General features: G+C 44.8%; 21 protein-coding genes and 1 riboswitch. All 21 genes read right to left on the bottom strand.

All coding sequences use genetic code 11. From position 1 onward, the window contains the following. Positions 1-70: 70 nt before the first annotated feature. A complete protein-coding gene (locus tag H70737_RS04775) occupies positions 71-2,776 on the bottom strand; it encodes a discoidin domain-containing protein (RefSeq protein ID WP_081951040.1) in 2,706 nt (901 codons plus the stop codon). Between the two features lie 51 nt (positions 2,777-2,827). Further along, positions 2,828-4,348 (bottom strand): glycosyl hydrolase, encoded by a 1,521-nt coding sequence (locus tag H70737_RS04770; protein WP_042185191.1) that lies wholly within the window; start codon positions 4,346-4,348, stop codon positions 2,828-2,830. 153 nt (positions 4,349-4,501) lie between these two features. Then, on the bottom strand, positions 4,502-6,052 hold the full coding sequence (locus H70737_RS04765; RefSeq protein WP_042185189.1) for a glycosyl hydrolase: 1,551 nt from the start codon (positions 6,050-6,052) through the stop codon (positions 4,502-4,504). A gap of 12 nt (positions 6,053-6,064) precedes the next feature. After that, positions 6,065-6,144: riboswitch (cyclic di-GMP riboswitch) on the bottom strand. A gap of 137 nt (positions 6,145-6,281) precedes the next feature. Beyond that, entirely contained in the window at positions 6,282-7,655 is a 1,374-nt protein-coding gene (locus tag H70737_RS04760) for a sugar phosphate nucleotidyltransferase (protein WP_036676586.1), read from the bottom strand. Between the two features lie 731 nt (positions 7,656-8,386). Next, complete coding sequence (locus H70737_RS04755; protein ID WP_042185187.1) at positions 8,387-9,727, bottom strand: UDP-glucose dehydrogenase family protein; 1,341 nt, start codon at positions 9,725-9,727, stop codon at positions 8,387-8,389. A gap of 4 nt (positions 9,728-9,731) precedes the next feature. Further along, positions 9,732-10,832: a glycosyltransferase gene (locus H70737_RS04750; RefSeq protein WP_042185185.1), complete on the bottom strand. Its 1,101-nt coding sequence runs from the start codon at positions 10,830-10,832 to the stop codon at positions 9,732-9,734. Positions 10,833-10,893: 61 nt separating this feature from the next. Then, complete coding sequence (locus H70737_RS04745; protein ID WP_042185183.1) at positions 10,894-12,033, bottom strand: glycosyltransferase family 4 protein; 1,140 nt, start codon at positions 12,031-12,033, stop codon at positions 10,894-10,896. Then, positions 12,033-13,220 carry a glycosyltransferase family 4 protein gene (locus tag H70737_RS04740; protein WP_042185181.1) on the bottom strand — a complete coding sequence of 396 codons (1,188 nt, stop codon included), beginning with the start codon at positions 13,218-13,220 and terminating at the stop codon, positions 12,033-12,035. The genes H70737_RS04745 and H70737_RS04740 overlap by 1 nt, the downstream gene beginning before the upstream one ends. After that, complete coding sequence (locus tag H70737_RS04735; RefSeq protein ID WP_042185179.1) at positions 13,207-14,064, bottom strand: glycosyltransferase family 2 protein; 858 nt, start codon at positions 14,062-14,064, stop codon at positions 13,207-13,209. Before H70737_RS04735 ends, H70737_RS04740 begins: the two co-directional genes overlap by 14 nt. A 26-nt stretch (positions 14,065-14,090) precedes the next feature. Next, positions 14,091-15,476: an oligosaccharide flippase family protein gene (locus H70737_RS04730; RefSeq protein WP_042185176.1), complete on the bottom strand. Its 1,386-nt coding sequence runs from the start codon at positions 15,474-15,476 to the stop codon at positions 14,091-14,093. Further along, the gene (locus tag H70737_RS04725; RefSeq protein ID WP_052404164.1) at positions 15,442-16,920 is read right to left on the bottom strand and encodes an O-antigen ligase family protein; all 1,479 of its coding nucleotides are present in this window, start codon (positions 16,918-16,920) and stop codon (positions 15,442-15,444) included. Before H70737_RS04725 ends, H70737_RS04730 begins: the two co-directional genes overlap by 35 nt. Further along, positions 16,917-17,690 (bottom strand): WecB/TagA/CpsF family glycosyltransferase, encoded by a 774-nt coding sequence (locus H70737_RS04720; RefSeq protein ID WP_036676606.1) that lies wholly within the window; start codon positions 17,688-17,690, stop codon positions 16,917-16,919. Before H70737_RS04720 ends, H70737_RS04725 begins: the two co-directional genes overlap by 4 nt. Continuing rightward, entirely contained in the window at positions 17,687-19,033 is a 1,347-nt protein-coding gene (locus H70737_RS04715) for an O-antigen ligase family protein (protein WP_036676609.1), read from the bottom strand. Before H70737_RS04715 ends, H70737_RS04720 begins: the two co-directional genes overlap by 4 nt. 9 nt (positions 19,034-19,042) lie before the next feature. After that, positions 19,043-19,978, bottom strand: a complete 936-nt coding sequence (locus H70737_RS04710; RefSeq protein WP_042185173.1) for a glycosyltransferase — start codon at positions 19,976-19,978, stop codon at positions 19,043-19,045. 25 nt (positions 19,979-20,003) lie between these two features. Beyond that, positions 20,004-20,696: a sugar transferase gene (locus tag H70737_RS04705; protein ID WP_042124430.1), complete on the bottom strand. Its 693-nt coding sequence runs from the start codon at positions 20,694-20,696 to the stop codon at positions 20,004-20,006. Positions 20,697-20,726: 30 nt separating this feature from the next. Then, positions 20,727-21,617: a UTP--glucose-1-phosphate uridylyltransferase GalU gene (gene galU, locus H70737_RS04700; protein WP_042185171.1), complete on the bottom strand. Its 891-nt coding sequence runs from the start codon at positions 21,615-21,617 to the stop codon at positions 20,727-20,729. A gap of 149 nt (positions 21,618-21,766) precedes the next feature. Beyond that, a complete protein-coding gene (locus H70737_RS04695) occupies positions 21,767-22,408 on the bottom strand; it encodes a CpsD/CapB family tyrosine-protein kinase (protein ID WP_042185169.1) in 642 nt (213 codons plus the stop codon). Next, positions 22,392-23,132, bottom strand: a complete 741-nt coding sequence (locus tag H70737_RS04690; protein ID WP_042185166.1) for a YveK family protein — start codon at positions 23,130-23,132, stop codon at positions 22,392-22,394. The genes H70737_RS04695 and H70737_RS04690 overlap by 17 nt, the downstream gene beginning before the upstream one ends. 265 nt (positions 23,133-23,397) lie before the next feature. Next, positions 23,398-24,033, bottom strand: a complete 636-nt coding sequence (locus H70737_RS04685) for a response regulator (protein ID WP_042185164.1) — start codon at positions 24,031-24,033, stop codon at positions 23,398-23,400. Between the two features lie 25 nt (positions 24,034-24,058). Continuing rightward, positions 24,059-25,705 (bottom strand): sensor histidine kinase, encoded by a 1,647-nt coding sequence (locus tag H70737_RS04680; protein ID WP_042185158.1) that lies wholly within the window; start codon positions 25,703-25,705, stop codon positions 24,059-24,061. Positions 25,706-26,021: 316 nt separating this feature from the next. After that, positions 26,022-26,876, bottom strand: coding sequence for an AraC family transcriptional regulator (locus H70737_RS04675; RefSeq protein WP_042185156.1), 855 nt, complete (start codon positions 26,874-26,876; stop codon positions 26,022-26,024). Positions 26,877-26,901 lie beyond the last annotated feature (25 nt).

The following is a 26,901-nucleotide window of genomic DNA, read 5'->3' as shown; positions in this document are numbered from 1 at the left end:
TCCATTGTAGATCTATCTCACAGTAATTTAGTATGCGCTATAAATGATTATATAAATTCAAATGATACCCTTATTCTCTGGAATACACCTGCAGCTCTTGAATGGACCAATAATTCCCGCCGGATCCGGTCTGTACAATTTTGATATACCTCGTCTTTACTTTAGAAAAGGATATCTTAGTAAGCTCTTTCGTACCTTTTCCAGACGTGAGTTTGTTCCAGTTTTGAGCATCGTCAGAAATATAAACTACATAGTCTCTTGGATAATCAAAAGGTGAAAGCGTGCTGTCCAAATCTATTCTTTCAATTTCATGTGCTTCACCCAGATCAATCTGAAAATACTCTCCGGAGGCCTGATGTTTCCCCGTATCCCAGCGCGTGCGCCGATCCCCATCGATAGCCAGACTAGGAGCTGATGCTGCCGTATTCACATTTGAGGATACCTTCCATTTAGTACGATCCAGAGGAACCAATCCGGTGGCTGTAATCTGAACTTTATCGGACAGTAAATTAGAGCCGGATACCCTTACCGCGTAGGTATATAACGTCCCTTCACGTAAATTATGATCCGTATATTCTGTAAGCTTCACATCGGTGGCTACCACCTTCATTTCCCCGCCGCTACCTTCAGCGCGAAGCAGCTCATAGCTTGCTCCCGGTGCCTCCAACCAATTTAATTTTACAGCTAAACCTTTTGTTGCTGCGGCTTTGAATCCTTTAGGTGCCGACGGCTTTACTTCAGTGGAAGGCTGCAAAATATACTGCACAGCCTCTCCCGGAGCAAGTGTCTCCGTAAAGGTTAACGTGGGAGTAGCCTTTTTACCTGTTACATAACTTCTTGCTTTTTCATACGTATCCCCGTTTCCAAAACGCTCCCCTTCATACACCCCGTTTTTCGGCATAGTCACATTTACACTCACGGTCTGTGGAGTAGACTCAAAGTTAACGAAATTAACCAGTACCTTATTTGAAGTCGCCCCGCTTCCCGCAAGAGGCTTCAATGTAGAAGTATCCACGGCCCGAACATATACCAGCTTGTCGGCTAACACATCTTTGTTGGCAATTTGATAAGTTAGCGGGGCTCCATGTGTAGCATAGGCAAGACTGAGCCTTCTCATGATGCTGACACGTGAATCCTCATTTTCTTTTGTATAATAAATTTCTGTGGTCGCCGGATCATGCTCTTCTAAATTAAACCCGTATTTGAATAAACTGAAATCCTTAAAAAAAGCAGCATGCTGCACAAACATATCCGCATAACCAATATGCGCACGCATGATCCGGTCGAATACAGCCGCTGTCCGCTCCGTTGCCCCGTATTGATAGGCATCCACATGACTGTCCGAGGTACCAAATTCAGTGGTCAGCATTTTTTTGCCAAGTCCATTGTCTGCGCCAGTGAAGGTCTTCAAATTCTCAGTAAAGCTTCCTCCATTACTAAAAATATAAGAGTCACCGTAGGAGTGTCCATTGGTCAAATCCGTAACCTTCTCCAGCTCCATACGTTGCTCTGGATCACGTTCCCAGCCATCCGGATCTCCACATTCCTTCCCGGTTCCCTTCTGATTACCACAGGAATCTTCACTGTAGCTCGGCCAATACGCCCAGCCCGGAGCAACAGTTTGTAAATGGGGCGCGATTTGCTTCCCCTTTTTATTCAACCAGTCCGCAATCGCCAGGTTCACTGCCTTAGAACGATTAAATAACCCTGGCTCATTATCTACCTCATAATATTGAAAATAAGGGCTATATTGTTCAAAATAATCTGTCAGCTTTTTCTCCGCATCAGCAGGCAACGATCCATCTGCCTTAAGCTTAATATCACCAGTATGCAAATACAGAGCAACCGCCTGCATGTTGTAATCCTTCAATACCTTGTAATATTCCAGCATATCTGAGCAGGATCTCCCGACATCACTGGCACAACTGGTACGCATCACATTGCCGCTATAAGCCATCCCTAGCCATTTGATAACATAAGGCAAGTGCGTAACCGCACCTTCATCAAAGTAAAACTGCTTATTATTCACTACTGTTCCGGTCAGTGTATAGCTGCCATGAATAGGCTCGGAAATTGGAGCGTTAAGAGATTCTAAACGGAGATTATCCCAAGTCCACCAGGAATATTCGTCTTCTTTGTCACTGCAATATAAACAGCGAACCGTTTGCAGCTTCAATTCGTTCGTTCCCAGCTTCAATTGCTCCTTGGGAATGTATAATTCATAGGATTTTTGAAAGCTATATTCACTTTCTGTGCCCGATACGCCCGCAATTTGAATGATCCCTGACAATTGACGATTGGAAAACACACTCATTTGCGGCACGGATTTATAAGCATCCAGAATTCCTACGCTAAATAAGACCCCATTCTCCGGGATCTTATTTAGCTGATAGGTGATCGTTAATTCCGGCTGGGTCTTTCCATTCAAGCCTGCAGGCAAGCTCTGAAGAGCCGATGATTTGAGCGCTGAAGAAGGAACATTAAATATCTTCTTACTGCCAGAAGTGCCACTCGCAGCGAACTCAGCTGCTGAGCCATCATGTTGTCCCAGATTCCAGATCACAGTACCATCCGGTATTTCTGCTGCAACATCACTTCCTGTAGCTAATCTTGGTATATTGGCACCTACCTTATAATCGTTCGTCTTATTCGTTCCGAAAACAGAGACAGACAACAGAAACAAGACGGTTAATGCGGTGAATTTCAGTAATAACAGTAATGGTTTGTTTGCAGTTATCCTATTTTTTCTATTAGATATTCTCCTCGTTATTCCCATCCATAGGTCCTCTCTTTCTTCCGGAATGTCTAACCCTATCATTTCATTAGATTAAGGAAGGAACAATGCCCCTTGTGGAATCACCTGCTGCTTCTGGCTGGAACTCTCCCACAGCAAGCGAAGATTAGCATCTCCTTCATTCTCATAATATTCAATTTGGATATCATAAAGTGTTCCGGCTGTGAGCGGGATACTTCCTTTATGAAGGGTTGCACTTTGATTCTTCCAATTATCGATGATCAGCTTTCCGTCAATCCAGACACGGACTCCATCATCAGAGGATGCCGAAATCGTATATTTTTCACTGAATTTAGGTTTGAGCTTCCCTTTCCAGCGAACAGAAAAATGATCTTCATCTATCTCCTGTGCAGGTGACCCGCCATGCCAATTAAAATCAATCTTACGATCATCGCGGATAAGTACCGCTTCTCCCTCTAAATCAGTATTGTTATAGTATTCTCCATTTAAACCCGCTAGGGTTACCGGGATTACCGGTGCTATCGAAGGGCCTCCTGTTGTGAGAACGTAATCCTCTCTCGATACTATAAACGAGTCATTCATAAAGCTTTTAATTGACTGTAGCGTATTATTTTCTGTCAGTAATTTTCCCCAGGTCATCATATAGACCCATTTATTTTGTTTCTCGGTTAATACTTCCGGGTTCGGCAGCTGTCCGCTCTCCCCGATTCCGATAGGTTTACCTTCAGCAAGTGCGAGCAGATCCTCATAGTAGGACTGCTTATAATCGTTATTGTAGATATCCGCAGCCAGAACATCGAGTTTATCCGCACCCGGATAATATGCAGCATAAGGATCTGCCCATTCATTCGGCGCATTTGGATTCCACACCCACAGTAGATTATTCAGTTGATGTGTGTTTACAAAACGATCATAGACAATATTCCAAAGCGCTGAAAAATTGTCCTTTTTCCCCCACCAAAACCAACCGCCGTTCATTTCATGGTAAGGTCGCCATAAGACTGGAACTCCGGCATCACGCAGCTGTCCCAAATAGCCAGCGATCTCGTCTAGATCAGAGATTAGACTCTTATACTGAGCCGTCCCAGGCGTAACATAAGCATTAAACTTCTCTTGACTGAGACTTCTGTTTACATTGGACCATTCCGGAGAAGTCCCCGGCAAACTCTGATGGAATGTCATGGCTACAATGCCACCCTCTTGATGCCACTCCATTGCACTGTCTATAACAGCTTGTCGCTGTTCTGCGATCGTCCCTTCGGGTTGATTATTAATTGCCCCCAATTCATAACCATGTAGAACGGCATTTTGTCCCGATGTATTCTTCAGCTTATGAACCAGTTCATCTGGACTTTCTAGATAATCATGCTGGCCAGACAGGATTCCTTTGCCACGTAGATTCACCAAATTACTCAGCAGTTGCTTGGCTTCTTCAGAAGCTGATGGATTGCTTGGTATAGCCGGAGGAAGAGCGGAAGAAACACTCATAGCCTTCGGAAGACCCTTAACCTCTCCCCAAGGCAGCAAGGAAAAAATAATAAACACCGGTAATATAGTAAACAACAATCTGTTTTGCTTATAATATTTACGCAAATAAATCCTCCTTTCGGTAGCTGTACTGCCTCCACAGGTGCTAAATAAACATACCTGTTATCGGACAATCGTCTTCTGACCTAATGAGGACTATAGCTTAGTAGCTCTGCAATAACGCAGAGCTACTAAGGATCGACCTTTAATTTTCATCAATCAGGAGACATCCGGAAGATAAAGTGCACTTGCTGGAACTGTCTCTTTAGCTTGACTAGCACTTTCCCACATCAAGCGGACTCTCGCATCGCCTTCATTTTCGTAATACTCCACCTTGATATCGTATAGCTGGCCAGCCTTCAGCGTTATATTACCCTTACGCTCAGTACCACTTTGCTTAGTCCAACTATCAATCACGGATTGCCCATTCACCCACACACGGATGCCATCATCTGAGGTAGTGTAAAATGTATATTGCTCATCATATAATGGCTTAATTTTACCGCTCCAACGTATGGAGAAACGATCAATCCCGAGGGCGGCATCCGGCGAGCCTTGCCGCCAATTGAAATCGATAATTGCATCAGTTCTAGTAAGAGCTGCTGTTCCCGATAGCTGTATGTTGTTGTAATATTCTCCTGCAAGCCCCTTCACAAGAGGAATTGCTGCCTCACCCTCTTCTTCGGGAGGTACCGGCGCTGGTGCAGCGCTAGGTGTCGGTACCAGACTAGTATTTAATTTATCTCTAGTTAGGGTATAGTTGCTATTCATAAATGTTTTAATTGTATCTGCACTGTTATTCTCGTAAAGCATTTTTCCCCAGCTCATCATATACGTCCATTTACTTTGTGATTGCTGAAGCTTCTCCAGATTAGGCATTTCACCATTCTCCCCGATCGCAATCGGTTTGCCTGCGGCTAGACTCAACAAGCTGTCATAGTATTTTTGCTGGTAATCATTTTCGTATATATCTGCTGCCAGAATATCTACTTTATCAGCACCTGGATAGGTTAGCGCATAAGGATCTGACCAAACATTGGGAGCATTCGGACTCCATACCCATAACAAATTATTTAATTTATGAACGTTAACAAAACGGTCATACATAATATTCCAAAGTTTAGAAAAGTTATTTTTCTTCCCCCACCAGAACCAGTTCCCGTTCATTTCATGATAGGGTCTCCAAAGCACCGGAACATTGGCATCGCGCAAGCTTTTTAGGGAGACTGCCACCTTATCAAGCTCAGCGATCAGATTGTTATATTGCTTGGTACCCGGTGTAACGTAACTATCGAACTCATTCTGACTAAGTGTTTTTTTCACATTATCCCAGTCATAAGAGGTGCCCGGCAGGTTAGCATGAAAAGTCATAGCTACGATCCCGCCCGCTTTATTCCAGTTGATCGCGCTGTTCACCACATTTTGACGCTGCCAGGCCATCGTTCCTTCTGACTGACCGCTGATCGCGCCCAGTTCATAACCGTGAAGAGCGGCATATTGTCCGCTGCTTCCCTTCAGCATATTGTTAATTTCATCTGGACTTTCTAAATAGTCATGTTGACCAGCAATAATACCTTTTCCTGAGATCGAGTAAAAATAGTTAAGCAGCTTTACGGCTTCAGGTGAGGCTCCTGGGGTAACTGGCGTTCCAGAATTTGAAGCAGCTATGACAACAGACGGCGAAATTCCAACAGTAAGCGGAAGTGCAGTCAGAAACAAGACGAGTGACAGAAATGCGCCAAATAATCGATACGTACGGTAAGCTTTCAAAATAATCTCCCTTTCGGTAGCCAGGCTGCCACTCTTTCGAAGGCCCTATAGCTTTGCGTCCCTACCTTTCGATAGGTTTGCCTTTTCAATTTAAGAGAAATAATCTCTCTTACCGTAAGTATCGACGACAATTAATGATATATTTAGTGTTTTTATGACTTTTTTTTGATAATTGAGTCAATTTACCTGTTTCAAGAAATTTTGGATTGGTTAAATAGATAGGTTAGACCTATGAAATGAATTGTTGTAGTTCTATATCATTCCAGTCTAAAGTAATACGAATGTTATCTTCTTCTACTAATTCAGAACCCGTCTGTACCTCTATAAACTCGACATCCGTCAAAGCAAGGATCGCGTGCTTCGTTCCTTCCGGTATACGTACCACGTCCCCAGCCTTCACATTATGTTTTTTCTCATTCAGCACAATACTTGCTTCGCCGCTGACGATTGTCCAAATTTCACTACGCTTGCGATGTAATTGATAGCTGATATTATTCCCCTCGGATATAAAAATCCGTTTGGTCAGCACTTCATTGCCTTCATCATATTTCACATAATCAATAACTTTGTAATGGCCCCAGCGGCGTTCCTCGTACATCGGTCTTTGTTCAAAGGTCTTCAGCACTTCTTTAATCCGTGGACTCTCAGCTTTATGGGTAACTAGAATTCCATCCGGGCTAGCCGCAATGATCAGATCCTTCGCACCAATTACCGTAATCGGAATATCCAGCTCATTAATCAAGCAAGTCCCCTCAGAATCCGCCGTCACAAAACCTTTTCCTACATGCTTGCTGCTCATTTCCTCTGTCAGCGTATTCCACGTTCCAAGATCCTTCCAGAATCCATCATACGGCTGTACTACAATATGTTCTTCTTTCTCCACCACTTCATAATCAAAGCTGATGGAAGACAATAGCTTATACTGCTTCTGCAATTCTTCATATCCTAAAGGCAACCCTTTACGCTGCAAAATATCTAACAAGTACCCTAAGCGGAAGGCAAACACTCCACAATTCCACAATGCATTTTGCTCGATGAGCTGTTCTGCTTGTATACGGTCTGGTTTCTCTTGAAAGTGACTCACCTTCATAAAACCATTTCCCCCCGCCTCTTCGGTGGTAGGAATAATATATCCGTATTTCTCTGAGGCATGTTCAGGAACAACACCCATTAGTGCCAGATTTGCTCCACTTTCCAGCATGGTCCCCTCAAGCATAGCTATGGTATCGAAAAAGGATGCTTCTACATAAGGGTCAACAGGCAATATTGCTACCGTCTCCGCTGGAGAAACACCTGCCACTGAATAAAGATAGGTAGCTGTTAAGGCGATAGCCGGAAAAGTATCCCGACGCTCCGGTTCAACGATAATCGGCACATGACTTCCCAGTTGGCTTTGTATCATTTCTACTTGGCCGCGGCCGGTGGCCAGATAAGATGATTCTGCCATCCCTGCTTCCTCCAGCTGTCTCCAGACACGTTGTACCATGGATTCTGGTTCACCTTGAGGGCTTTCAAGTACCTTTAGAAATTGCTTTGAACGTGAGTCGTTGGACAACGGCCATAACCGTTTACCTGAACCGCCTGATAGAAGTACCATTTTCATAGAATGAACCCTCCTTGAATTATGGAAATCGAGCATATTTGAATTGTTATCAAAACGTCTGGCTTCCGTTTGGTGGTAGCTAGAATGGATTGTATTAAAAGCTATATCTTTGTTAGGTAGAAACCACTCCAAGGGATTTTGGACTTCCGATCGCTGTTATCCTCAGATTTCCTGATTGAACCGCTTCTCGCGGTAGAAATCCGAGGATAAAGGCGAACACTCCGTTTCTACAGTTCCAAATTCCCTTTCCGTTCTTAACCTAACCAACTTCTTCTTAATACTTGATCCGTGCGTACCGGGCTGTACCAGCCGGAAGCAAGCACGTTTTTCTAAAGATTTGCTTCTGCTCTGGGGGAGGCAGCAGCAACTGCAAGAACAACTGCAACTACAAGAGCAAGACTAGTAGCCACCACAGAGACAGAGACAGAGACAATGACAATGACAACTACAAATGCTACTGCTACTGCTACTGCTACTGCTACTGCGGTATATAATCAGAGTACCTAACTTTATAAATTGCTTAGAACCTTAAAATAAGGGAACGAAGTGGCGGAGGGGAATTTTGGAACTGTAAGAGCGATAGCGTCCGCCTTTGTCTGCGGATTTCTACCGCTATCAGCGGTTAAAATCAGGAAATCTGCAGACAACAGCGGCTGGAAGTCCAAACATTCTCTGGAGTCACGGCTCATCCCTAAATAGAAAAAACACAAGTTCAATCAATATAACTTAGATTAAACCGCTCCAGCCACACTAGCAGAATAACCGCTCAATCCACCCATCTGCGGGCGGCCGACAGAATGATAAACGAGGCCGGTACCCTCGATTTGCTCCTTGGAATACACGTTGCGTCCATCGATCAATACCCCATTACGCATGCTTTTCGCCAGCTGATGCAGATCAATCTCCTTAAGTAGGCTCCAATCCGTCAAGAGGCATACGGCATCGCTGCCCTCAGCCGCTTCCTCTGGCAGATTGCACCAGCGAAGCTGCGGATGATCATATTGCTGCCTGAAATTTGTAGCTGCGATTGGATCATATAGTTTGACTGTTGCCCCTTCAGCAACCAGTGCCTCAACAATCTCTCTGGCTGGAGCTTCGCGGACATCATCAGTATTAGGCTTGAAAGCAAGCCCCCATATCCCAATCGTCGAACCGCGCAGGCTGCCAAGTGATTCATGCAGCTTGGAGATGATCATAAACCGTTGTCCCTTGTTCACTTCGACTACAGATTTCAATAATTTGAATTCGTAATCGACGTTGCCCGCAATTTGAATGAGTGCATTAGTGTCTTTCGGGAAACAGGAGCCTCCATAACCGATGCCAGCCTGCAGGAAGGATGACCCGATTCTTTGGTCCATACCCATTCCTTGTGCTACCTCGGTTACATCAGCTCCCACTTTTTCACAAATATTGGCGATCTCGTTAATAAAGGAGATCTTCGTGGCCAAAAATGCATTTGAAGCATATTTGATCATTTCAGCACTGCGTATATCTGTTACAAATACATTTTCAGTGAAACCCTTATGAAGCTCGCGCATGGTTGGTTCCAGCTCTGGATTATCAAGACCAATGACAATTCTGTCGGGATGGAGGGTATCGCGAATCGCTGACCCTTCACGTAAAAACTCGGGAGCAGACACGATATCAAAAGAATGATGGGTAAACTTAGAGAGCATTTTGGAGATTTTCTCATTTGTCCCTACGGGAACTGTAGATTTAGTCATTATAATTTTGTGCCCTTCCATCGCTTTAGCGATTTCAGCAGCTGCACCCTCAATGTAGGTTAAGTCTGCTTCACCGTTAGGCAATGATGGAGTACCTACAGCAAGAATGATAATATCTGAACGGCGCACCGACTCTTGAAGATCTGCAGAAAAAGATAACCGTTCCTCACGAAGATTCAGTTCAATCAGTTCCTCGATTCCCGGCTCATAGATGGGCGATTCCATCTGTTTCAGCTTCTTAATCTTTTCCTCGTCCTTATCCACACAGATGACATGATGTCCGCCCAGTGCAAAGCACACGCCAGATACAAGACCCACATACCCAGTACCGATTACTGTCAGCTTCATACAATCATCCTCCTTTTAGAAAATTGACGTAGGCCTGCTCAACATACTGCTTGAACTTAACCATAAACGCCTGCTCATCGAATTTACGTGCATGCTCCATGATTTGATCGATATCCCAAGCGTAGGACTCTACCTCATTAATAGCCTTAAGCAGATCCTCCACTTCTTGATGCTGAAAGAACACACCATTTACATAAGGAATAATAGTATCCAGTGCCCCACCTGCTTGATAAGCAATTACCGGTCTTCCTGCAGCGTTCGCTTCCAGCGGTGTAATTCCAAAGTCCTCTTCTCCTGGAAAAATGAACGCTCTACACTGTGCCATCATTCCAGTCACTTGCTCATCTTCTAGCCGGCCCAGAAACGATACATTATCCTTAGCCATGCCTTCGAGACGCTTGCGATCTGGTCCATCCCCTACGATATAAAGCTTAAGTCCGTTACGGTTAAAAGCCTCTACGGCTAGATCAATCCGCTTGTAGGAAACAAGCCGAGATACAATTAAATAATAGTCACCAATGGTTGAAGAGCTTGTAAACCGGGCTGTATTAATCGGTGGAAATATGACATCTGCATCCCGGTGATAATAGTTCTGAATCCTCGTCTTCACTACTGATGAATTGGCTACGAACTGATTCACATTTTTGGAAGTTCGCTGGTCCCACGTTTTGAGCTGCTGCATGTATACCTTAAGCATTTTTTTGAACAACCCGGAATTCGACTGACGTTCCATGTAGGTGTCATAATCCCATGCGAAACGCATAGGCGTATGGCAGTAACAAAGATGAAACGTATGTTTAGGAACTTGAATACTTTTCATAAAAGCACTGCTGGAACTCAGGACGATATCGAAACCGCGAAAGTCCAAATCACGGATGGCCATTGGATAAAGTGGCAGCACCCCTTTGAAATTGGTCTTTACCCCCGGAATCTTTTGCAGCCAGGAGGCACGGATATCCGCATCTTTGAGATTGTCAGTAAGGCGGCTTCCGTTAAAAACCGTTGTGTAGATTGGAGCCTCGGGATACATGTGATGAAAGACTTCCACCACTCTTTCCGCGCCGCCCATTTGGATTAAGTAATCGTGCGCTATCGCAATTTTCATGTGAATCATCCTCAAAGTTTTATGGAGCATCATCTTCAGAATTACCGCGTCATAGCATCTGTCAGGTGCCCGCCAACAAACCTTTATAGTAGTCAACGATGTCCTTGACCGTATTCTCGATAACAAAATGCTCTTTCACTCGTTTCATCCCATTGTCCGCCATCCGCCGTCTTTCCTCTGGGTGATCCAGCATCCATTTAATGGAATCTGCCAGTATCGCCGCGTCACCAGGCTCTATCAGTAGCCCTGTCTCACCTTGAACTACAATTTCTACCGGCCCGCCTTCATTGGAGGCGATCACCGGCAATCCCGCTGCCATTCCTTCAACGATCACTTGGCCAAAAGGCTCAGGAGTTACCGAAGTGTGAATCAGTAAATCAGCAGTATTCATAAGACCTTGAATATCATCTACATGCCCTAGCATGCTTACATTAGTAAGCTCGTCGTTTTTTATCTTTTGCAGCAATTCCTGCTTATAAGCCTCTTCTCCAAACAGAGCGTCTCCAGCCAGCCAGAATTTCACACGAGGTTCGTTCTTAAAGCTTTTTGCGGCTTCCAGCACAATATGCTGACCTTTCCAATGCGCCAATCGACCAACTAGCAGTACGTTAAAATCCTTCTGGTCCCGCATACCGATCCCATTACCAATCGCTTTAGCGAAAGCGGAGTATACGACCAACGTTTTTTTCGAACGCGGCAGCTCTAAAGCATTCAGCGTAGAATGTGAATTTGCGATGACTCCATTGGGGAGCAGACGCGACAGCAAACGAATGCCTTTGGCAACGATTGGCTTTAAATAAGGAGCTCCAATATGATCCCGGATGTGCCAGATCAATGGAACGCCCGCTATTTTTGCAGCGATGGCTCCGTATAATGCAGATTTTAGGGAATTGGTGTGCACGCAATCTACCTTCTCCGCTTTTAAGAGCGGCGCAAGCTTGCGGCCATAAGCCAACAGCTTGAAGGCTGCAGCAGGTGCTCCCAAGTTGACAGCATTTCTCCCCCGACTTCTGATGCTCTCATCCAGCGGAATAATACGGACATCCATCCCATTTTCACGTAGCCGTTCAGCCAGCGCACCATCCTCAGCCAGGATTACCAGCGGATCAATCTGTTCTCCAATATGGGTAAGGATGTTAAACAGGGCAACTTCTCCACCACTCCATTTAGCAGTGTGATCTATATAGGCTACTCTAAGCATTACGTGGTCACCTCCTCTCCTAAGGCTTGTAGGAACACGGATTCTACTTGATCCGTAACATGCTCCCAGGTATATCTCTCCAGTACATGCTCTCTACATTCATCCCGGCTCGGAAGCAGCTTTCGATTGCTAAGCATATGGATCATACCTTCAGCCATGTGGTCACTACTTGAACTCTTAAATAGTAATTCCGGCCGGAAGCCTTGCAAAATTTCCTTATTGCCGCCAATCGGTGTAGCCATCACTGGCAATCCTGAAGATAAAGCTTCAACGGTAATTAAACCAAAGCCCTCCAATGCCTGTGAGGGAACCACGAACATATCCGCTGCCTGATAATAAGAGGCTAGCTCATGATCAGGAATGTAGCCTAGCAGTCTTACCTTATTGCTTAAGCCATAGTCGGCGATCTTTTCTTCCAGTTCCCCCCGCAACGGCCCTTTACCACCAATCAGCAGAATTGCATTCGGGAAACGCTCCGCAACTTGCTTCCAGGCTTCAAGCAGCTGGAGTAGTCCCATCCGATTGACCAACCGCCGAACAGTCAGCACGGTTGTTGCTCCCTCAGGTAAATTCAAGCTTCGTCGAATCGCCAATCGATTCGTAGCGGGAATAAAACGTTCCACATTAGCTGCGCCTGGAATCACTATAATTTTGTGTAGAGGCACTCCGTGCAGCTTATGGAGAATGTCCCGGAACGTCTCACTAAGCACGATGAACTTATCCGCTAGTTTATAGGCTCTATGTTCGATGGATTTGGCGATGGTTGTTTTGACCCGGTGCTTAATGCCTTGACCTTCGATTTTCATTTCTTCATTCCATGGGCCATGAAAAGTCATCACTACAGGAATCCCACGTTTCTTTGCTTCCAAGGCTGGACCAATACCATAAGGAGCAAAGTGAGTGTATAAAATATCTATACGGCCACTGCCCTCTCCCATCAGATCGGCCGCCTTACGCTGGAAAGCATCCTTACGTTTCCAGATCCCATCTTTTGGATCTCCGGCATTGTGAATAATCAATTCCTCAGGGGTAGCAGGCGTTTCTTGACTGCAAATCAGCGCATGCACCCGATTACGTGAGGAGAGTTGCTCGCAAACGGATTTGAAATACGTGTTAAGCCCACCCGGCTGTAGCGACGGCCAGCTAAGGCCAGTCGTCATAATGTTCAATCCGTCACTGTACGGCATAGCTTCTCTCTCCTTTATTCTCCTTCTCGGTCTGACTCGTCTTCGCATTGTGCTGAGTCAGCTTTCCCGATCTAATTAATTCGTAATGCTTGAAGCCGACCATGAATTCATACATGACCCAGAATACGGATACACCGAAACCTGACATTCCCTTCTTGAACAAACCGTGTAAGAAATACTTTTGCAGGAAACGGGCTGGCGGTCTTAACAGCAGATGACTGACCCGAAATCGTTTGCCCTTGGCATACGCACTTTCAGCTTCCAAGTCAGTATACTTATTGAAACGTGCCACATGATCGTTAATACTGCGGTAACCATAATGCCAGAGAGTTCCTGTCAAACGTATAGTTCGTTCTTCAGAAACCTCGGGCATCTCGTGCACCAAGCTGTTTCGAATTCCATACGCTTTGCGGTTGTAAAGGCGCACTAGATATTCGCCACGATCCAGCCATCTGCCCATAAAATCACCGATCCGGTAGATAGAATAGGCAACCGATTGATCCTTAAGCCCCGGTTTCAGTTCAAGAATACTTGCGGCCAACTCGTCGCTGACCACTTCGTCAGTATCAATAAGGAAGACCCAATCATGAACCGCGCGTTCTACTCCGAACTCCCTCTGTTTCGCATATCCGGGCCATGGGTTGACGTATACACGACAATTCAAGCTTTCGGAAAGCTGAACTGTCCCGTCTTTGCTGCCTCCGTCAATCACAATCACCTCGTCGGCGAATAACCTGCAGGATTGTATGGCCTTAGATATTCGAACTTCGTCATCCTGAGCGATGATGACAGCCGATATTGGATAATTGCCTTGGCCGCCTACCACGCTTTTTACTGAATCCATGAAGGTTCCCTCCTTTGTCTTTCGCATTATCCATTCATATCCATCGGTTTCTTGCGAATGTAAGAATTCATCGTCGTCTTCATCCACTGGATGTCCTCCCGGGTAATGAGCAGCCGGGGTAGTTTAACTTTTAAGGTGTACTTTATATTGAGAACAATGAAGAAGAATCGCAGGATTGCTGATGACAACATCGCTATCCCTGCTCCGAGTAAGCCAAACTTAGGGATGAGCAGGAACAACATTGGGATAACCAAGAGTAAGCCAAAACCTTGAAGCATCGAAACAATTTTCGGCTTGCCTAGCGCCATAAAGGCCTGCGCCAGAATGATCGTCCCCCCGCTAATAGTCACTTCAAGGAGCAACAAGCGAAACACGGTTAATGCCGCATTGAAGTCTTTGCCGTACATCAACGGAATTACTAAAGGGGCTAAGAGCATCAGGACTACTCCGCCAAGCATGGTGAAAGTCGTACTTATGCGAAAGGCTTTGAATGTTAACTCAACTGCCTGTTCTTTTGACAGCTCAGAGGCCTTGGGAAACAGTACGATAGTAATCGAGCTTGAGAAAAAATTGACCATTCGCGATAGACTCACAGCCACTACATACAGCCCCAGATCAGCAGGTCTTAACAAACCGGCAATTACGATCTGATCGATATAATAAGAGAAATTGCCAAGCAAGTCATTGCCGTAGGAACCAAGCCCGTAAGTAAACAATCTTTTTAAATTCTGATAGGCCCCTCTCATCTTCACCTTATAGGTACGAAGCAAGGAAATCGTCATTCCGATAAACAGCGGCGCTCCAGGAAGAAGATAGGCAACTGCAGTTGTAAATGGATTCATCCGATCCAGCGCGATCAATATCCCGATCATCGTCAGTGTAAGCAACGGCACTAGATAGCGAATCCAATTAAACCTCTTGTATTCACCTCTGAATTGAAAAGCTGCATTGTTAATTTGAGAGATCACTATAATCGGACACAGAATCATAGACCACTGAGCAAAGGTCACGACCTCCGGACTGAAGGATTTCAGCCAATAAGGCAAGACCACGATACCTATAATCATCGCTATGACCCCAAAAATGGTACCGAGCAGCAATGCCATACGATAAAGTACTCCGGCATCCTCCGGGTTTTTCTTAGCGTTATAGATGAGAGCTGAAGGAATGCCAAAGCTCATGCTAAAGGCCAGAAACTGTGACCAGTTAATCATTGCCGTCTGTTCCCCACGACCTGTCGGTCCAAGATAACGGGCGGTCAGTACACCAGTTAACATGTTAATCAATAGGATCATGACACTGACAAACATAGTTTTTACGGCTGCCGAGCTGTTGTCCTTGCTCTTGGCGAACAGTCTAAAAGATGACCAGATTGTTTTAGCGGGGAGAGATTTTGCATTCAACTGCTGCATACGGTGTTCCCTTCCTTCTACTTTGAGTAATCTCCCTTGCGCTGAGGCCAAGACCGATCAGCATCCAGATTAAGTATCCCTTGAGTCCGGGAAACCCATTATCTGATACCAAACTGACTATCGCACCGGTCCAAGTAGCAAGAGCAAGTCGGGCGTATGGCTGCAATTGGTCCCTGCTGATTACTCTAGCGAATATTTGTTTGACAACTGCGCCTAAAGCTCCGAAGAAGAAAACAGCACCCAGAATACCAAAGGTAAGCAGTAAGGCGATAACTCCGTTATCCATAATTCCGTACTCTCCAAGCTCGCCGTCATTACCAAGCTTAGTCCCTTGACCTACACTACCGATTCCCTGACCTACTGGATTGGCGGCGACCATAGGCAGCATGTTTTGCCATAAGCTTAGCCGTTCATTATAAGAGTGATCTTCCTGAACAGAAGAAAGTGTCTCTACCCGAGCAACCAGTCCTTCGGCGCCAGGCAATTTTGGCACAACCCAGAACAACGCAGCAGCCACAAAAACTAATTGGATCAAGGTTTTCCACTTTCCCTTAGAAGGAGAGGTTCCAATGTACATGAGCAGCATCACCAGAAGAATCAGCCATGCCGCGCGTACTAAAGTAGTCAGCAGGCAGATTACAACCAGCAGCACGCCGATCCAGCGCAATGTTCCCCGCCATTTTTTCTCCAGTATCATCGGAACTAAAGCAAACGCTAAGAAGGTTGCAGCCGGTCCCGGTGAATTCAGCGTAGAGAACACTCGGATTTCCAATGGATATGGATTTCCGATGGACATCATATCCGCATGTTTCATCCAGAACACATCCCAAGGTGGCACCGTCAAATACTGAACAATCCCGTAAATGGCAACTAGGACAGCAATATTAGCAAAAGCCGTAAGCAATCGATCGATATCCTTCGGCTTGAACTTCGTGACGGCAAAGTACGGCAATAACAGCAGTGGCACAATATAATTCGCTAAGTCATAAACTGAACCCATGCCATTCTTAGCCAAACCGATTAAAGCACCATAACCCAGCGCAACTGCGAACATTAACATGATCCGCGTGGAGGCCTTTTGAATATTATGAATCTCCTTCAGCAGCGGAATGATCAAGGTTACACCGGTTAACAAGGGAGCTAAGCTCAGCAAGGATACAGAGTGATACACTCCTTCTGACCAGTCAGCAATGCGGCGCAGCTCTGGAGCTACGGCCCAGATTAGCAAGGTATAAGTAACCAGCATTTTCGGTCTAAGTATGGCTAGCAAGAAAGCCGGGAATAGGATGGCTGAGAGAATGGCTCCCTGCAGACTGTTCGATGAACTCAGCATCGCACTGGAGAAGCCGATGATCAGCGGAAGAGAGACACCTGCAGCTGCAGTCCCCCCTATTAATCCAGCTGTCTTGATGAACCTAAGTGATGGGGGCGTAAATACACTCATTCCAAGCCTCCTTCCTTCACCTTATCCCGCTTACGCAGTTCCTTAAGTAATAAAAGTAGAAATTGTGCATCATCCACAAGATATCTTTTCCAGAGCCGGCCCGGCTCCTGGCTTAGCCGCCAGAACCATTCGAACCCTGTTTTTTGCATAAAGCTAGGCGCTCGTTTCACTGAGCCTGACAGAAAATCAAAGGTCGCTCCCACTCCGATCGATATCGGAGCTTGATAAGAGGTATAGTGGCGGTAAATCCACTTTTCCTGCTTAGGCGCTCCTACACCAACAAACACGATATCTGGCTGGCACTCTGTCAGCATTTCTATAATGCGTTCATTCTCCTCCTCATTGTGCTCGAATCCATAGGATGGAGAATAACAGCCAACCACATTTATCCCGGGATGCGCTGTTTTCAAATTCATCGCTGCCCGTTCCGCCACGCCTTCAGCTGAGCCTAAGAAGAACAGCCGGTACTTCCTTTGCTCAAAGGCGTTGCCCAATCGATTAAATAGATCCGCGCCGGATACCTTCTGCTTAAGCGGCTTGCCTAGCATTTTGGATGCCCAGATCAGTGGCATTCCGTCAGCAACAACTGCGCCTGCCTTCGAATATACCGTTTGAAATTCTTTATCCTTACGAAGCTTGATCACATGATCTACATTGCAAGTGAGGATATAAGACTGATTCCTCTCCTGAATGGTTTTATCAATGTAATCAAGCAAATCCATGAAATCATAGTTATCAAAATTGACATCGAACATGTTCACTTGACTCATCGTATCACTTCTTTTTGTGGGGAATCGGTTGGCTGTGAAGATCGATACAGGCAGTTCAGGTACCAACAGAACGGAATAATAAATTGGACCGTCGACAGCGTGTTATCGGAGAATGAGTAGATTAAAAACGCTGCAATAAATAACAGATAATAAGGTTTGATCGGCGGAGCCAATGCTCTGTACACCAGAATAAATACAGCCAATAAAGAGAACATCAACAGAATAGCGCCAATATATCCCCCATCGAAGTAAAAGCGGATATACTCGTTGTGCGGAACTACAAAACCCTTATACAATGTTCCATCATTTGCTACCGTCACTGCTCCAAGCCCTCTACCAGACCAAGGAGAGTCCGCAGCCTTGTTTAAGAAATACTCCCATGCCTCTGACCTTCCTGATAAATCAACAGCCGTATCTGTCTGTCTCTCAAAGGAACGTTTCTCAAAATTATCGAGCTGCCAGAAAACGGCGACCATAATCAGGAAAAATGCACCCATCAACGGAATTAGCAGATAGGTTCTGCCCTTCAAATATTGGCGGAGAATATCATAGAAGTAATAGAGAACGGTAAGTCCAAGTGCCAATATAGGCCCTCTTGTTCCTGTTCCAATCAAGATAAAGAAATTTAGAACTAACATGATATAGAAAAAGCGTGCTTGCTGCGGATTCCGCTTCACCTCTATAAATGGAATCGCTACTCCCATAAAGGCCAGCATCGCTAGATGCGCAGGAATATTAGCCCCCTGAATCCGTACAGCGCCTGTATACTCGATGTTGAGAAAATTATGAACATGCGCAAGCTGCAGCAACAAACCAACCACTACACTAACAAGGGGAAGCATACAGATAATTTTGATTTGCAGCTCAGCTACATTCTTTTTCCAGTTGATTAATAAAAATACGAATGGAATGGATAGACCGATAAAAGCTTTAACTGCAATGGATGAGGTCATTTCCGGCAGCCAGATCGAAGACCCAAAGGTAATCACCAGCAGCGCTACCATTGCCCACAAGGGGTGACTCAGACGAAACCGCAAGCCATTGACCAGAATACAAGGAACAAGCAGCATCACGATAACCAATTTATAAAGGGACAGTATCTCCATTCCGAACATGCTGCCATCATATAAAAAGTTAATCGATATTGCCGTCGTGATTAGAACGAAATAACTGATCAGTTCAGGCCGTGAAATTGAGATTCCCAGCAAAATAATCAGAAGCACGGCAGCTATCGCAATCATCGGCTGGTAGATGACCGCCGTTCCAAAGAACAGGGCCGACATGAGATAGAGCATCCCGTATGGCAAAACATTTAATTTGGAGCCCCACTCAAAATTTGTCATATTAATCCCTCACCCCGCTGCGGAATGCCTCTCCCGATTGAGAATCATATGAAGCGTTCCACGAATACTCTCCAGCCTGCATTTGTTCAAAAGCCTTCTTCCTTTACTTCTTGAGAGGATAGAATCAGCCAGGATATACACGAGCTTAGCGGCTGTCTTTCCCACTAGAAGCAGCTTGCCTTTTAGTCCTTCGCTTTTCATAGCGTTAGAGATGCCTTGGCTATAATAGCGCCTCATAATCCAGTCTTCTGTCAAACGGGCCGCCGGAACGAAATGGTCAACCGCCATTTCCGGATGGTAGAGGATGGAATGCCCTTCTTTTTGAATCTGTCCGAATAACCAGGTCTCTTCACCGGAGAGCAGAGAATCACCCTTTCTTCCGAGATCTAGGGGAAAAAGACTGATGTCGAATACGAGCTTCCGCATCGCCATATTGGCCCCACAAGGATGAAGTTGCTTGGGATATTCCTTAATCCGGCTACCTAAATCAACAATCGTGTACGGAAGCTCAAAGGGTTTAATCAACCAGTCCGGACGTTTACTTTCAAATATCGGAGCGATTTTACCTCCCATAGCCATGACCTCCGGTTTACTCTCGAAAGTACTGACAATTGTTGTTATCCATCGCTGGCAAGGTATCGCATCATCATCGAGAAAGGCAATCAGCGGCGATTTGGAAGCCAGAATCCCTGTATTTCTAGCCGCTGAAAGCCCCTGCATCGGCTCCATCATGTAGCGGATATCCATATCAGCTCCATGCTTTCCTATAAACTTTTTGACGCAAGCTTCAGTATCATCCTTGGAACAGTTATCCACAACAATGATCTCCGCCTGCTCTAAGTGATCTAGCTTTAAAAGTGACTGAAGCGTCTTGATCAATAAAGGTGCTCTGTTGTAGGTACAGATGATAATGGAAAGCTTAGGAACGTCTCCGTATTCACGCATCGGCATTCACCTAATTTCCACATTATTAATAAGCATCTTTTGAACCGAGTAACATCAGTCCGGTTTTAGCAATGATTTTTAGATCCAGCATGGTGCTCCGAATATGGATGTAGGTTAAGTCCAGCTGTACCATTTCGTCGAAGCCGACACTATTTCGGGCATTTACTTGCCAATATCCGGTACAGCCTGGTGTAACCGTCAAACGCTGTTTGTCATATTCCGTATACTGAGCCACCTCTTCAGGCAGCGGAGGACGAGGACCGACCAGACTCATTTGACCTATCAGCACATTCCACAGCTGAGGTAGCTCATCGATGCTCGTCTTGCGCAGGAATCTCCCTATCTGTGTGATCCGCGGATCGTTCTTAATCTTGAACATGGCACCGCTCACTTCGTTATAGGCCATCAGGTTTTCTTTTAACTCCTCAGCGTTACTAACCATGGATCTGAACTTATACATCGGGAACTGCTTTTCATTCTTCCCAACCCGGTTTTGCCGAAAGAACACCTTTCCTTTCGGATCCTCCAGCTTGATCAGAATCGCCACGACAACAAATAATGGCATTAACACGAGAAGACCAAGAGCGGAAAAAAAGATATCGATCATCCGTTTCATTATTAAATAGGACTCCGCTTCTTTCCTTCTCTCATCGGTATGCAGCATGTAAAGTTTCGGCAGGACCGCCTCGTAGTCTTCCGGCAGTTTTTGCATGCTCATCCTCCTCATCTAAAATTTTGCGAACTCAACTTAACTACTCAAGCTGGTTTGTCCCATTTTATTCAGCCATTCCGCCATTGCATCCATCACCGGATAGCGCAAATCTTCACTTTGCAGTGCAAATTCAAGTGTTGTCAAAATATATCCAAGCCGCTCGCCGACATCATATCTTGTTCCGTCAAAATTATAGGCATATACCCGTTCGCTCTGATTCAGCTTCTGAATGGCATCTGTCAACTGGATCTCTCCGCCAGCGCCTTCTTCCATCAAATCGAGATACTTAAAGATCTTCGGCGTAAACACATACCGGCCCATGATCGCAAGATTGGAAGGTGCCGTACCTAGTGGCGGCTTCTCTACAAAATTGTTAACCCGATACAATTTACCGTCCTGCAAATCCGGTTCAATAATACCGTAACGATTCGTGAATTCATCAGGAATCTCTTGAACTCCGATAACCGAGTTTTGTGTTTCTTCATATTGATCGATCAGCTGCTTAAGGCAAGGTACGGCTCCTGTGACGATATCATCGCCTAACATGACACCGAATGGCTCATCTCCGATAAACCGTCTTGCACACCATACGGCATGCCCCAGACCCTTCGGTTCTTTCTGGCGGATATAGTGAATTTCTACCTTGGCTGAACGCTGAACCTCTTTAAGCAGATCCAGCTTTCCATCTTCCAGAAGCCTAGACTCCAGCTCAAATGCATTGTCAAAATGATCCTCAATGGCCCTTTTACCTTTACCAGTAACAATGATGATATCTTCAATACCGGAAGCAATAGCTTCCTCCACAATGTATTGAATGGTTGGTTTATTGATAATCGGAAGCATTTCTTTAGGCATGGCTTTCGTTGCAGGAAGAAAGCGCGTACCTAGTCCTGCCGCGGGTATGATTACTTTTTTTACCTTTTTCATCGCACTTTACCTCCTAAAAGTTTTGTGAGCATTAGCTTCAATGATTTGACTTCGTACAAAACTCACTTCGAAAGCATAAACTTAAGTTTTGTGAGCATTAGCTTCAATGATTTGACTTCGAGCAAAGCTTACTTCGAAAGCATAAACATTTACTTCGCCTGGTTCATGGCAATTCCGATTAGATTAGAGCCGGTCTGTTCAAGCAGCGTCTTCGCTTTGCGGATCGATTCCCGTTTGGACTTTCCGTATCTGGCCACCAGGATCACGCCGTCCGCTTGAGGTGCCAATATACGAGCATCACTGAAATCGACTGCCGAAGGAGAATCCAGCAGGATCAGATCGTAGTTTTCTTTTAGTTCCTCAAGCAAAGCGGTCATTTTGGGGTTGCCCAGCAAATCCGGCGGACTAACATGCGTTTTACCCGCCGGGATGACCGAAAGATTGGCCAAATTTCCGAGGACAGCGATGTTATCTGCTTCCTCTTGCCCACTTAAATAAGCCGCAAGCCCGTCACTACCCTCTACTTCAAACACTGTATGAAGACCGGGATGTCGCAGATTGCAGTCCACCACCGCTACCTTCTTGCCATCCTGGACGAAAGACACCGCTAGATTTGACAAAATCGTCGTCTTGCCTGCTCCAGCTTCTGCTGACGTAAAGAGTAGCACTTTTCCTCCGCTACCCTGCGCTATTCCAAGCTGGCGTATATATGTGCGTAGCGATCGGAACGATTCCGAGATATGCGAGGATGGATTAACATCCGTAACCAGACTCTTATTTAGCCGCAACATAAGCACCCTCCTTCACTCTTGTGTTGCCGCCTGCTGCCTTACCCAAATCGCGTTTACGAATGGTTGCGATCGAAGCAATTACCGGAAGACCAAGGTCATATTCCGCTTCCTTTTCAGACCTTAATGTGCCGTTAAGAGTTTCCATCAGCAAAATAATTCCTAGGGCTGCCATAAGCGATACAACAAAGCTGATGATGAGATTCATCGCAAACCCGCCGTTCGAGGGCCCTGGAACATCAGTCGGATCGGCCGGTGTCAGCAAGGTCACATTGTCTACCCTCATCAGCGATGGCAATTCACGAATGAATGTCTGCGAAACCGCATTTACGATCCCGGCAGCTTTGGTGTAGTTTTCATCATGAACATTGAGGTTGATCACCTGGCTCTTCTCTGAAGTTTTAATCTCAAGCTTCTGACTTAGTTCATCAGCCGTCAGACCAAACTCCGGGTGATTTTCTATTACGCTTTTCATGATGGTCGGTGATTTCATAATTTCCTTGTAACTCTCAATTAAATTCAGGCTAAAGCTCAAATCGTTAAGATTGTTGCTCTCGGGAGCCTTGGCAATATTGTTGACAAGCAGCTGTCCGGAAGCGGAATAGACGGGTTCAACGAAGTTTTTACTAACGTAGTAAGTCGTAGCACAGGAGATCAAAACGAACACCATGATGAGCCAAAACCTTTTTTTAATCAGGTTAATGTAATCCAGAATCGTCTTTTCCACAGTAACCCTCCTTCCGCTAAAATTACATTCTGAAAGCATTCATGAAAGTTTCAGTTGTTGCTTTAATTCTATCAATCCACACCATTCGCCACATGGCTCATATCATCACTTTCCTCTTCACTTTGGAGTAAGACGTTGTACTCCTTAAGAGGGGGGTGAGGTATACTTTAGCGCCATATTTAGGGATAATTTAAGTTTTGACGCACAAAAAAACACGGACATCGAGTCCGTGTTTATGTACAATGCTTATAAATTAGTTCAACTTTCACTCATAAGACATTTCATATTTGGTCAATCCGACAGCATTTGCGTAAAGCGCTGCCTGTGTACGATCTGCCACCTGTAATTTCGCTAAAATCTGACTGACATGCTTTTTCACTGTAAATTCACTAATAAAAAGACGTGAGGCAATTTCTCTGTTGCAAGCGCCCTGTCCTAGTTCGATTAAGACTTCCTTCTCTTTCGGGGTCAATTCATCTGTCGGACTGCTTTCACTCATTCGCATCTTATCTTCCATCAGACCAGGATCATAATACTTTCTTCCTTTATGGACCAACTGGATAGCAAATAGTAACTCTTCTGGCAATGCCTCTTTCAGTACATATCCGTCTACCAGCACTTCCTCAGCTTTCAGAAAATCCTCTCTGCTTGCAGATGATGTCAGCAGAATAAACTTACTAACGATTCCACGAGCACGCGCTTTCTTGATGACATCAAGTCCTGATTCATCCGCTAGCTTAAGATCAATGAGTACCAGGTCAGGCTGCGTCTCCTCAATCACAAGAAGCGCTTCTTGGCCGTTCGTCGCCTCTCCAGCAAACTTCACATTCGGTTGCATCGAAATAACGGATGCCAGCCCTCTTCTAACTAGAGGATGATCATCTACAATGACGATTTTCATTAGAAACGACCTCCCGCCCTAAAGTTTATGCATTCTTTAATTCAGCTACACCCACAGGAATGGAAATCAAGATTCTCGTTCCCATATTTTCATTACTGGACAGCTGGAAGTCGCCACCTAGCGACTGCGTCAAATATTGCATATTCTTCATGCCAAGCCCACTCGCACTATCTTCAGATTCAATCCATAACAAATCAGTATCAAAACCAACACCATTATCACAAATCAATAATCGAATCCAAGTCGGCTTCAGAGACAGTTCTACATCCACTCGACTGGCAGCACCATGCCTGATGGCATTACCAGTGGCTTCGGAGATAATCCGAAAAAGCGCTTTGTGGTAAGGATAAGGGAGACTGAAATCATCTCCCGTTATTTTTAATTCAATATCAACATCATTTAATCTAGATAAGCTCTTTAAATGTGATCTTACCATACCGAGCCATGTAGGCCCGCCACTCTTCTTGGAGCTAAGACTGTAGATCGTGATCCGCAGTTCTTTAGCAACCTTTGTAGCAGAGTCATGAATAAGCTCAATTTGTTCTTCTAGCTCATGATCTGACATTCTCTTCCACGATTCCTTCAGCGAATGCGTCGCATACACAATACCAAAAAGGCTTTGGGATACACTGTCGTGCATTTCATCCGCAATCCGGTTCTGTTCGTTCGTGATGATCAACCGGTTCTCAATCACACCAAGCTCATGCCTTTCAAGAATATTCGCACTTAGCTCAGATAAGAATATCAATTGTTGAATATACCATCTGCGGCCTTCCAGCCCCTCTGTAGACTCCAGCTTGAGTCCAATCATCCCTACAAATCGGGTGCTCATCCGTACAGGCATCAGCAGGAAATCTCCTAATCCCGGAAGATTTCTAAAAATAGGCTCTCGCTGCAATCTCCATTCATGTTCATGTTTGCCCAGTTCTGAGAATAAGAACTGTTCCTCTTCCTGCTGCCAGCCGGTCTGCCTGCTCTGCGGTGCTGGTTCTCCGCTTTTCTTGGCGAACCAAAACAAAGCCTTATCTAGCTTCGTTAGCTTAACAACATAATCGGTGATCACTTGACCGATATTCATGAAATCATGTTGGCTTGAGGTTTCCACGATATGGTACAGCGATTTGATATGCTCCATCGTCTCTTTCGTGCGAGCATTCGATTCTTCACGTTGCCGCTTCATCCGATTAACGATCTGCATTATTATAACCGTAAGTACCAGTGTTAGAAACAGATTCCCATTTACAAATACAATTTCCAAAAAAGTTTTGTTCGCAGAATTGATAAAAAAATAACAGAGCACCGCAAAAATACTGATGTAACTTAAAAGCAGCGACCATCCAAAATAAATGGACAATGAGCCTGCAGCAATCAATACAGGGTTTAGCACATAGAGCCTAAAGGAACTCTCGTACCCACCGGTAAACAAAGTCAATGCAATAATTCCCACCATCTCTATACTAACAGCCAGGACGAGAGTCTTTGGCCTGCTTCGTAACCTCCGATAAAAAAATGAGAACGTTTGTGCAAACAGAAAGAGTATGGCAATAACAAGGGATTTATAAATTACGGAAGGTCCCGTTTTATCTAGAAGATACATGAGCGATGTGAGGGACAAAGAGAAGTACCTGTAATACTCAATCAGTTTGTCTTCTGCAGTTGGTTTGATTTTCATCCCACCACCCTATTCTCCAGTTTTTTGGAAAATGCGAGATTGTACTGTGCTCGATAAAAGCATCATACATGAGAAAAATCACAATAACAAGCTGACATTTCCCATGTTTGCGCTTCCATTTGAAAAATAGTTACAAAAAATTTATTATTTTTTTAGAAGGTTTTATACCTAAAATTTGTCATTTTATCCACTATAGTTATAAAGAACTAACGTATTTATGTAATATTAATCCATAATTTTCAACATATCTTATAAAACGACAACAATTATATAATTATAACAATTCACATTGGGACTCTAGTAGTATGATATCGATTTAAATGTTACTACGACAAAGCTGTGGCGCAATCCCCATATATTTTTTAAATAAACGTGAAAAATAGAATGGATCATTATAATGAAGCATGCCCGATATTTCTTTTACTTGTAATGAGGTATTTAGAAGCAGCTTTTTGGCCTCAGCCATTTTAAGACGGTGAATATATTCATGAAGCGGATACCCGCTACTACGCCGAACAAGACGACGAAGGGTAGACATCGAGATATGATGTTTTGCCGCAATTTGCTCTAGGTCCATTTCACCATAAATGCATAAATTCAGGTCCTCCCGAATCTGACGCATATAATCTGCCTGAGCATTCCAACTTTTTTCTTCTATTATAAAAGAACACTCCAATAGCATCCTTTCAACGAGTAGTGCGGCCCGATCCGCATCTGCAGGTTCTCCACTCTCCATTCGTTGTAGTACCTCTTCAAATAAGGTCGAAAGACCCATGATCGAATTCGCTTGGAACACATTCCCGCCAGCGATTAGACCCGACTCTAGCCATTCCGATACACGTGTCCCATTAAAATTAATATAATACTCATCCCAGCTCCCTCCAGGTGGTGGGCCGAAATTGTAACTGTATCCTGGGCGAAAAAAGAATAAGCTGCCTTCACGCACCTGCTGTTCTTTCCCCGAAGTCTCCATATAGGTGCCACCACCAGATACTATGTAAACAATAGCCCAGTGTTCAAAAACTACGCCTGAACGGAATAACGTTCTTCCAGGCAAATGGCCGGCTTGTCCTACTCTAATATTTTTAAGCTTCAGCTTAGAGGACTCAACCTTCGGATCAATAATTCGTATTGGATATGGACTGATCATATAATCCATGCGCTTGGACATTATAGACATTCCCCCCTCTGTTTAG

It is taken from the genome of Paenibacillus sp. FSL H7-0737 (assembly GCF_000758545.1).
In the GTDB taxonomy this organism is placed as follows: Bacteria; Bacillota; Bacilli; order Paenibacillales; family Paenibacillaceae; genus Paenibacillus_AQ.
This window is presented reverse-complemented; position numbering and strand designations above follow the sequence as displayed.